The 7,943-nt window shown below is 74.0% G+C and carries 8 protein-coding genes and 1 pseudogene; 3 read left to right on the top strand and 6 right to left on the bottom strand.

Features of this window, described 5'->3' with window-relative positions:
- The coding region (locus tag ACJA3G_RS24295; protein WP_406555159.1) for an alpha/beta fold hydrolase at positions 1 to 819 on the bottom strand (819 nt) is incomplete at its 3' end.
- A 110-nt stretch (positions 820 to 929) separates the two neighbouring features.
- Complete coding sequence (locus ACJA3G_RS24290; RefSeq protein WP_406555158.1) at positions 930 to 3,041, bottom strand: DEAD/DEAH box helicase; 2,112 nt, start codon at positions 3,039 to 3,041, stop codon at positions 930 to 932.
- A 474-nt stretch (positions 3,042 to 3,515) separates the two neighbouring features.
- On the opposite strand from ACJA3G_RS24290, the gene ACJA3G_RS24285 reads away from it, so the two are divergent.
- The gene (locus ACJA3G_RS24285) at positions 3,516 to 4,340 is read left to right on the top strand and encodes a ferritin-like fold-containing protein (RefSeq protein WP_406555157.1); all 825 of its coding nucleotides are present in this window, start codon (positions 3,516 to 3,518) and stop codon (positions 4,338 to 4,340) included.
- 22 nt (positions 4,341 to 4,362) lie between these two features.
- Here the strand turns inward: ACJA3G_RS24285 and ACJA3G_RS24280 are convergent, their stop codons facing one another.
- From ACJA3G_RS24280 to ACJA3G_RS24265, 4 genes are all read right to left on the bottom strand, one after another.
- The gene (locus tag ACJA3G_RS24280) at positions 4,363 to 4,626 is read right to left on the bottom strand and encodes a hypothetical protein (protein ID WP_406555156.1); all 264 of its coding nucleotides are present in this window, start codon (positions 4,624 to 4,626) and stop codon (positions 4,363 to 4,365) included.
- Positions 4,627 to 4,834: 208 nt separating this feature from the next.
- Positions 4,835 to 5,062: a DUF3107 domain-containing protein gene (locus ACJA3G_RS24275; protein WP_406555155.1), complete on the bottom strand. Its 228-nt coding sequence runs from the start codon at positions 5,060 to 5,062 to the stop codon at positions 4,835 to 4,837.
- Between the two features lie 133 nt (positions 5,063 to 5,195).
- Positions 5,196 to 5,837 (bottom strand): TetR/AcrR family transcriptional regulator, encoded by a 642-nt coding sequence (locus ACJA3G_RS24270; RefSeq protein WP_406555154.1) that lies wholly within the window; start codon positions 5,835 to 5,837, stop codon positions 5,196 to 5,198.
- A gap of 146 nt (positions 5,838 to 5,983) precedes the next feature.
- Complete coding sequence (locus ACJA3G_RS24265; RefSeq protein WP_406555153.1) at positions 5,984 to 6,214, bottom strand: hypothetical protein; 231 nt, start codon at positions 6,212 to 6,214, stop codon at positions 5,984 to 5,986.
- A 118-nt stretch (positions 6,215 to 6,332) separates the two neighbouring features.
- Between ACJA3G_RS24265 and ACJA3G_RS24260 the strand changes: the two genes are divergently transcribed.
- Entirely contained in the window at positions 6,333 to 7,301 is a 969-nt protein-coding gene (locus ACJA3G_RS24260; protein WP_406555152.1) for an alpha/beta fold hydrolase, read from the top strand.
- An 8-nt stretch (positions 7,302 to 7,309) separates the two neighbouring features.
- Positions 7,310 to 7,943 (top strand): annotated as a pseudogene (locus ACJA3G_RS24255) (hypothetical protein); the annotation flags it as partial.

Genomic DNA, 7,943 nt, shown 5'->3' with positions numbered 1-7,943 from the left:
CAACACCCCCGCGTGCGTCACATTGGGGGAGTGGCCCGCGCCCGCGATCACCGTGTGCCGCGCCCCCGTGTCCCGGGCCAGCGCCGCGAGTTCCTCCACGGTCCACACCGTCTCCTCGTCCCCGTACGCCACATGCAGCGGCACGGGCAGCGCGGCGATCTGCTCGGTGCGGTCCGGCTCCGTCCGCAACTGGCGGCCCGCCGCGACGAGTTGGCCCGGCCGCGTGTTGAACCACCGCCGGCGCAGGAACTCCGCCACCTCCGGCGTGTCCGGCTCGTACGCCGGGTCCCGGCTGTCCAGCCACCGCGTCGCCGCCCACACCACCGCCGGGGGCAGCACCGGCAGCGCGGCCCGCAGCAGGCGGATCCTGGCGCGCTGCTCGGGGCCGACATGCCCCGGCCCCGACGCCAGCAGCGTCAACGACGCGAAGGAGCGCGGGGCGAGGCGGACGGCCGCGCGGGCCACCAGGCCGCCGAAGGAGTGGCCGACGAGGTGCACGGGCCCGTCCCCCAGCGCCGCCGCCTGCGCCACGACGTCCTCGGCGAGGGCGCGCGGCGTGTAGCCGGACGCGCCGCGCGGCCCGGGGCTCTCGTGCTGGCCGCGCCCGTCGACCGCCACCGTCCGGTACCCGGCCCGCGCGAGCGGCTCCAGGAGGGCGAGGAAGTCCTCCTTGCTGCCGGTGAAGCCGGGCAGCAGCAGTGCCGTCCCCACCCTGGGTACGACGGGCTCGCAGTCGAGTACGGCGAAGCGCCCGCGGGGCGTCTCCAACGCGTACGCGCGCGTGCCCGAGGGCAGGGCCAGGGACCGGGGCTTGCTCATACGCCGAGCGTAACCGGGGTGCACGGGCGCTAGAACGCCACCCCGGACGCACCGCGGCCCGGCACCCCCGTGGGGATGCCGGGCCGACCGTACGGTGTGCTGACGCGTGCTTACGCCTCGGGCGCCGCGACCTTGCGGGTGCGGGTACGGCGGGGCTTGGGCTCCGCCGCCGCCTCGGGGGCGGCCTCCGCGGTCTTCTTCGCGCGCGTACGACGCGGCTTGGGCTCGGCGGCGACGGACGCCTCGGGCTCGGCCGCGACGGCCTTCTTGCGCGACCGGGCCGGCTGGGCGGCGGCCTCGGCGGCCTTCGCGGCGGCGATCTCCAGGGCGGCCGACTCCGGGGTCAGGAAGCCGACCTCGGAGGAGGCGGCCACCTTGCGCACCCGGCGACGCGGCTTGGCCGGCGCCTCGACGACGGCCTCCACGACCTGCTCCGCCCCCTTGCGGGTACGGCGGCGCGGGGCGGCGGCCACCGGCTCGGCGGCGGGGAGCGCAGCCTCGGCGGCGGGCGCCGGGACGACCGGCGCCTCGGCGACGGCCGCGACCTTGCGGGTCCGGGTCCGGCGCGGCTTCGTCTCGGCCTCCGGGGCCTCCACGGCTTCCACCACGGCCTCGGCGGCCGGCTCGGCCACCGTCGCGGACTTGCGGGTCCGGGTCCGGCGCGGCTTGGTCTCGGCCTCCACGGCCTCCACACCATCCACCACGGTCTCCGCGGCCGACGGTGCCACCGGCTCGGCGACGGCCACCGCGGCGGTCACGGCCTCGGCGGCCGGGGCCGCCTCCACCGGGGCCACCCCCACACGGGTGCGGCGACGGCGGCGCGGGGTGCGCGGCTCGGTGCTCTCGGGGTGCTCGGTGCTCTCGGTGTGCTCGGCCTCCGGTGCGACGGCCGGCTGCGCGGCCACGGGCGCCTGGGCGTCCGCCTCGGCCGACGAGCCACCACGGGTACGACGGCGCTGCCGGGGCGTGCGCGGCGCGCGCTCCTCGGTGGCGACCGGCGCGGCGGCGGCGGACTTGCGGCCACGGCCACCCGTCTCGCCCAGGTCCTCCAGCTCCTCGGCCGCGAGACCCGCACGGGTCCGCTCGCCGCGGGGCAGGACACCCTTGGTGCCCACCGGGATGTTGAGTTCCTCGAAGAGGTGCGGCGAGGTCGAGTACGTCTCGACCGGGTCCGGGAAGCCCAGGTCCAGCGCCTTGTTGATCAGCTGCCAGCGCGGGATGTCGTCCCAGTCGACCAGCGTGACCGCGATGCCCTTCTTGCCCGCGCGGCCGGTGCGGCCGATGCGGTGGAGGTAGGTCTTCTCCTCCTCCGGCGACTGGTAGTTGATGACGTGCGTCACACCCTCGACGTCGATGCCGCGGGCGGCGACGTCGGTGCAGACCAGCACGTCGACCTTGCCGTTGCGGAAGGCGCGCAGCGCCTGCTCGCGGGCGCCCTGGCCGAGGTCGCCGTGGACCGCGCCGGAGGCGAAGCCGCGCTTGGCGAGCTGCTCGGCGATGTCGGCGGCCGTCCGCTTCGTACGGCAGAAGATCATCGCGAGTCCGCGGCCCTCGGCCTGGAGGATGCGCGCGACGAGCTCCGGCTTGTCCATCGAGTGGGCGCGGAAGACGTGCTGCGCGGTGTTGGCGACGGTCGCGCCCGCGTCGTCTGGCGAGGTGGCGCTGATGTGCGTGGGCTGCGACATGTAGCGACGGGCGAGACCGATCACGGCGCCCGGCATGGTCGCCGAGAACAGCATGGTCTGGCGCTTCGCCGGAAGCATGTTGATGATCTTCTCGACGTCGGGCAGGAAGCCCAGGTCGAGCATCTCGTCGGCCTCGTCCAGGACGAGCGCGCGGACGTGGGAGAGGTCCAGCTTGCGCTGGCCCGCCAGGTCGAGCAGCCGGCCGGGGGTGCCGACGATCACATCGACGCCCCTCTTGAGGGCCTCGACCTGCGGCTCGTACGCCCGGCCGCCGTAGATGGCGAGCACCCGGACGTTACGGACCTTGCCGGCGGTGAGCAGGTCGTTGGTGACCTGGGTGCAGAGCTCGCGGGTCGGGACCACGACGAGCGCCTGCGGGGCGTCGGTGAGCTGCTCGGGCTTGGCCCGGCCCGCCTCGACGTCCGCGGGGACGGTGACGCGCTCCAGCAGCGGCAGACCGAAGCCGAGCGTCTTGCCGGTGCCGGTCTTGGCCTGGCCGATGACGTCGGAGCCGGAGAGCGCGACGGGGAGCGTCATCTCCTGGATGGGGAACGGGGACACGATACCGACGGCCTCAAGGGCTTCGGCGGTCTCGGGGAGGATCCCGAGGTCTCGGAACGTAGTCAGGGTGCTGCCTCTTCTGTGAGACGCGGTACGGAGGCGAACGCGGCGGGTCTTACCGTGCCGTGGGTCCATCCGGCCAGGTGTCGGGGATCGACCGGGCCGGGTGGCGCGGGACCACTGCCGTCGCTCAAGCGCTCGTGCCGCTGAGGGGTCCCTCATCTGCGGTTACGTACTGTCACGTGCCGCACTGGAGGGCTGTCGGGTCGGAGCCGACCGGGCGACCGACCGGGCATCCTCATTCATCAAGCCGCCCGCCGAATACATGATCCTCGGCAGGCTCATTACCACTGTACCCCGGATTCGCGCATGTGTGTTGGGCGAATTCCCGGGAACCGGTCGGGCGCTCTGGCTGACCAGGCCCTTCCGCCCTGCCGGGAGCGGGCTATTGTGCGCTGCATGGAGACGCCTGACAACGCCAACGCGGCCGGAACCGAAGCCGCCGCGCCTGCCGCCGACACCACGGAGAACGCCGGGAACACCGGGACCACCGGGAACACCGAGAGCGCGGCCGAGCCCACCGGGATCGCCGCCCAGGACTGGGCGACGGCCTCTGCCGAGCCCCAGTACCGGGCCGCCGTGGTGGATCTGCTCGGCGCCCTCGCGTACGGCGAGCTGGCGGCCTTCGAGCGGCTCGCCGACGACGCCAAGCTGGCGCCCTCGCTCGCCGACAAGGCGGAGCTGGCGAAGATGGCCTCGGCGGAGTTCCACCATTTCGAGCGGCTGCGCGACCGCCTCGCCGAGATCGACACGGAGCCGACCGCCGCGATGGAGCCGTTCGCCAAGGCGCTGGACGACTTCCACCACCAGACCGCCCCGTCGGACTGGCTGGAGGGCCTGGTCAAGGCGTACGTGGGCGACTCGATCGCCAGTGACTTCTACCGCGAGGTGGCGGCCCGGCTCGACTCGGACACCCGCGGTCTGGTGCTCGCGGTGCTCGACGACACCGGCCACGGCAACTTCGCGGTGGAGAAGGTGCGCGCCGCGATCGACGCCGACCCCCGGCTGGGCGGCCGGCTCGCGCTGTGGGCGCGGCGGCTGATGGGCGAGGCCCTCTCGCAGGCCCAGCGCGTGGTCGCGGAGCGCGACGCGCTGTCGACGATGCTGGTCGGCGGTATGGCCGACGGCTTCGATCTGGCCGCGGTGGGCGAGATGTTCGCCCGCATCACCAAGGCGCACACCAAGCGCATGGCCGCGCTGGGCCTGGCCGCCTAGGAACGCCGGAGCTTATCGCCGCCTACGCCGCCGAGCGGCGCAGGCGGCCCCTCGGGCGCAGCAGCAGCGACAGCGCGACCACCGCGATGAAGGTGGCGCCGACGATCGTGGTCACCCTGTGCCCGGGGCCCACCGCCGAGTGGGTCAGGAAGGCGCCGAACAGCGCGCCGAGCGAGCCCACCGCGAAAACGGTTCGCCGCTCGGGCAGGCGGTGTGGCAGACGGGATGCGGCGGCCCAGGCGAGGGCGATGCCGAGCATGACGGAGCCGAGCGCTTCCAGGAGCATGTACGTCCCTCCCGCGGTGTGTGGTCAGGCTGTCGGTCACCAGCCGTCCTACCCGAGCCTCGCGGAACGCAACCCTCCCCTCACCGTGTGGAGCACAGCGGGGGCACAGGAGGCACCGGCCCGGCGCACCGCGCGCGAGCGGCGCGAAAAGGGAGCGGCCCGGCGGTCGATGACCGCCGGGCCGCTCCCTCGTTCCTGCCGTACGGGGCTACAGCTGGCCGAAGCCCACCCGGCGAACCGTCGGCTCGCCGATCTCCACGTACGCGATCCGGTCGGCCGGCACGAGGACCTTGCGGCCCTTGTCGTCCTGGAGGCTGAGCAGCTGCGCCTTGCCGGCGAGGGCGCCGGCTACCGCGCTCTCGACCTCTTCGGCGGACTGCCCGCTCTCCAGAACGATCTCCCGGGGTGCGTGCTGCACGCCGATCTTGACCTCCACGGCTATGTCCCTCCGACGGTCTGCGGTGCGCGGTCAGCCGCGCCGTACCCCGCACACATTAGCCCGGAGAGGGGACCCGGACGGGCGCGGCGCCGCACGCTAGGAGCGAACACCCGCGCCCCGCAGGCGCTGTTCAGTGGCCTTCGGAGGCGTGCAGCGGGAAGCCCGCGATACCGCGCCAGGCCAGCGAGGTGAGCAGCTGCACCGCCTTGCCCCGGGGGATCTTCGACTCGCTGGAGAGCCAGTAGCGGGCGACCACCTGGGAGACCCCGCCCAGGCCCACGGCCAGCAGCATCGACTCGTCCTTGGACAGGCCGGTGTCCTCGGCGATCACGTCCGAGATCGCCTCGGCGCACTGCAGGCTGACCCGCTCCACGCGCTCGCGGACGGCGGGCTCGTTGGTCAGGTCGGACTCGAAGACCAGGCGGAACGCGCCGCCCTCGTCCTCCACGTACGCGAAGTAGGCGTCCATGGTCGCGGCGACCCGCAGCTTGTTGTCGCTGGTGGAGGCGAGCGCCGTGCGCACGGCCTGGAGCAGCGCCTCGCAGTGCTGGTCGAGCAGGGCCAGGTAGAGCTCCAGCTTGCCGGGGAAGTGCTGGTAGAGGACCGGCTTGGAGACACCGGCCCGCTCCGCGATGTCGTCCATCGCGGCCGAGTGGTACCCCTGTGCGACGAAGACTTCCTGGGCCGCGCCCAGAAGCTGATTGCGGCGGGCCCGGCGGGGCAGGCGCGTGCCTCGCGGGCGCGCCGCCTCGGTCTGCTCGATGGCTGTCACGCCGCCTCCCAAAAATTGATCTCGTGCGCGAAGGACGCGCGCCGCCATCGTACTTTTGGGTAACCCGGCTGTGCGCGGTGCGCACGCAGAATTTCACGGACCGGACGCGCTGGGTAGCGGGAGATACGCCCCGTTATCCGAACAAATCAGCGGTAGTCGTCCTCGTCGAGGGCCACCACACGTGCCTGTTCGACCGCGTCGGCCTCGTTCGCCTCGCCGGGGTCGACCCGGGAGAGCGGCTCGTCGCGGTCCTGCCGCACCTCGGTGTGCTGCTCGGCCGCGTCCGCCTCGGGCGTCTCCTCGTCGAGCTCCACCGTGCCGGCTTCTTCCTGGAATTCTTCCTCGAACATTTCGGGATCACTGGGGTCGACGGGCATGATTGCTCCCTTTTCGAGGGCTTGATATCGAGCCTATGGGCTAGGTCTGCGCACCGCTATGCGATCTGTGACGGCGAACACACGAACCACGGTGTGATCGTCTCGTAACATTGCCCGCATGTCCTCGACCGAGCTGCCGGAAACCCTTGCCGCCGCTGCCGCCCCGGTACCCCGGGTGGGCGCGGTCCGGGTGGCGGACGGTGAAGAGCTGCGCTCGGTGAGTCTGCCCGGGCTGTCGCTGAACATCCGCACCCGTCCCGGCACCCGCTCCGGGCTTCCCCCCGCCCTGTTCGTGCACGGACTCGGCGGCTCCTCGCAGAACTGGTCCGCCCTGATGCCGCTGCTCGCGGAGACGGTGGACTGCGAGGCCGTGGACCTGCCCGGCTTCGGGGACTCCGCGCCGCCGGACGACGGCGACTACTCGGTCACCGGCCACGCGCGCGCGGTGATCCGGCTGCTGGACACCGAGGGGCGCGGGCCCGTCCACCTCGTCGGGAACTCGCTGGGCGGCGCGGTCGTCACCCGGGTCGCGGCGGTCCGCCCCGACCTGGTCCGTACCCTCACCCTGATATCGCCCGCGCTCCCCGAACTCCGCGCCCAGCGCACCGCCTGGCCCACCGCCCTGCTCGCGGTGCCGGGGGCCGCCGCGCTGTTCGCGCGGATGACCAAGGACTGGACGGTCGAGGAGCGTACGCGCGCCGCGATGGCCCTCTGTTACGGCGATCCGGGCCGGGTGAGCCCCGAGGCCTTCCGGGCGGCGGTCGAGGAGATGGAGCGCCGCCTCGGGATGCCGTACTTCTGGGACGCGATGGTCCGCTCGGCGCGGGGCGTGGTGAACGCATACACCCTGGGCGGACAGCACGGGCTGTGGCGGCAGGCCGAGCGCGTGCTCGCCCCCACCCTGCTGGTGTACGGCGGCCGGGACCGGCTCGTCGCCTTCCGGATGGCCCGCAGAGCCGCCGCCGCGTTCCGCGGGTCGAGACTGCTGACCCTGCCCGACGCCGGGCACCTGGCGATGTTGGAGTACCCGGAGGCGGTCGCGCAGGCCTTCCGGGACCTGGTCGACGACTGCGGAAACAGGAGCTGATCCGGGGCGTGGGACGACACAGCCGACCCAGGGGCGCCGCGGGCACTCCCGAAGCCACCCGAAGCGCCGACGCCACCGGGCCCCGGCCCGTGGCGGAGGGCGCGCAGCCGGCGGGCGGACGCCGCCGCGCCGACGGCCCGACGACCGGTCCGCTGCCGCGGACCCGGCCGGTTCCGGGCACCTCCGCCCCGCACCAGGGCGGCACCACCCCCGCGCACGGCGTGCCGGTCCGCGGAGGCCACCCCGAGCACCACGAGGGCGGTGGCGGCTGGGGCGACCCCCCGGCGCCCGGCTCCGGCGCTCCGGCGCGCCCCGGTCCCGGTGTCCGAATACCGGGACCCCGGCGCGAGTACGTGGACGCCTTCGACGGCGCCGCGTGGACGGACACCGGCACGCACCGCGTGGCCAACCTCTCCGACACCGGCACGCACCGCGTGGCCGGCCCGTCCGACACCGGCAGCCATCGCGTCGCCAACCCCTCCGACACCGGCAGCCATCGCCGGGCCACTCCCGCCGACCCGGGCGCGCCGCAGCGGCCGGACCCGGCGGGCACCGGCTCCCGCCGCCGGATGGTGGTGGCCGACACGGGCGAGCAGCGCAGGATCGTTCCGGCGCCCACCGCGGCGCGACCGGGTCGGCGGG

It is taken from the genome of Streptomyces sp. YS-3 (assembly GCF_045257485.1).
Classification (GTDB): Bacteria; Actinomycetota; Actinomycetes; order Streptomycetales; family Streptomycetaceae; genus Streptomyces.
The sequence above is the reverse complement of the archived record's forward strand: the minus strand, read 5'-3'. Positions and strand labels throughout refer to the sequence as shown.

What these genes read in the sequence shown, in the direction of transcription:
- ACJA3G_RS24265 (WP_406555153.1), bottom strand. Translation starts at nt 6,214, where the DNA reads ATGCCCGTCGACCCCAGTGATCCCGAAATGTTCGAGGAAGAATTCCAG.
- ACJA3G_RS24280 (WP_406555156.1), bottom strand. Translation starts at nt 4,626, where the DNA reads ATGCTCCTGGAAGCGCTCGGCTCCGTCATGCTCGGCATCGCCCTCGCC.
- ACJA3G_RS24290 (WP_406555158.1), bottom strand. Translation starts at nt 3,041, where the DNA reads ATGACGCTCCCCGTCGCGCTCTCCGGCTCCGACGTCATCGGCCAGGCC.
- ACJA3G_RS24260 (WP_406555152.1), top strand. Translation starts at nt 6,333, where the DNA reads ATGTCCTCGACCGAGCTGCCGGAAACCCTTGCCGCCGCTGCCGCCCCG.